1 protein-coding gene is annotated in these 907 nt (G+C 42.8%); it reads right to left on the bottom strand.

Features of this window, described 5'->3' with window-relative positions; genetic code table 11:
* Positions 1 to 136 precede the first annotated feature (136 nt).
* A complete protein-coding gene (locus tag JQM82_RS15855) occupies positions 137 to 871 on the bottom strand; it encodes an adaptor protein MecA (RefSeq protein WP_235251382.1) in 735 nt (244 codons plus the stop codon).
* Positions 872 to 907 lie beyond the last annotated feature (36 nt).

Below are 907 nucleotides of genomic sequence, written 5' to 3'. Positions count from 1 at the left end.
TTTATTAAAGTACGTCAAAAAATAGAGAAGATGTCCACATTTCTGAGGATCTTCTCTATTTTTAACAAAAAGCGAGGGAGCCTCGCTCCATAACTGACTAATCAGTTATTTTGCGACACTCCCTTTTCATCGTAGGTTATATCGTTGCAAGTTTTTGCACAGCATCTGAAGAAACCAGAGTTTCGCAATGTTCTTCAAGGAATGCCAGCATTGCGGCGGAAGCATGTTCCGGAGTGCCATACTCAGAAAGCATATTGCAGATACGATTAAATTCCGCGGTGGTATGCTCTGACTGAGCAAGTGCAAGAAGATACATGTCTTCCTGGTGGTCTTTGTATAGTGTGTTGGAACCGGTGTACATCGGAGCGAGCAAATGCGCGGCCCTCAGTACATTATCCATAATTGTGAAAGAGAATAATCGTACCACTTCCCGGGGAGATTTTTCTTCTTCTTTTTTAATCTCTGTCGCGTTGGCAGGTGCTGCATCAAATTTTTCCTTTACTTTATCAAGCAGTTCCAGTAGACTGTCTGCTCCGTTAAGTTTTTCGGGAGAATCCTTTTTGCGTGAATCCCGTTCCCCAGGAGAAGACGGCGCGAATTTTGAAAAGCGGGTATCGAGTTCCTCGGGATCCTCGACTTTAGTAATTATCAGCACGATAGAATCGGATGAAGGAATTGCTTCTATCATAAGAGGAATATCTTCTGCTTCAAATCCAAATTCAAAGGCTGCCTGTTGCATCATATCGCGGAAAAGTGATTTGGCTTTTTCGGTTCCGTATGCCAGCTCGCTTAACTGAAGCTGCCGGTCTGCCAGATCCGCACGTGTTAAAGTACAGCGAATCTGATTGTCACTTAGTTTTTCAATCTTCATATTCATCACTTCCTTCTAACATAGTATATCATAGAA

This window comes from Faecalicatena contorta (genome assembly GCF_021531995.1).
GTDB lineage: Bacteria > Bacillota > Clostridia > Lachnospirales > Lachnospiraceae > Dorea_A > Dorea_A contorta_A.
The sequence above is the reverse complement of the archived record's forward strand: the minus strand, read 5'-3'. Positions and strand labels throughout refer to the sequence as shown.

Coding starts and splice junctions, on each gene's coding strand:
- JQM82_RS15855 (WP_235251382.1), bottom strand. CDS start 871: ATGAAGATTGAAAAACTAAGTGACAATCAGATTCGCTGTACTTTAACA.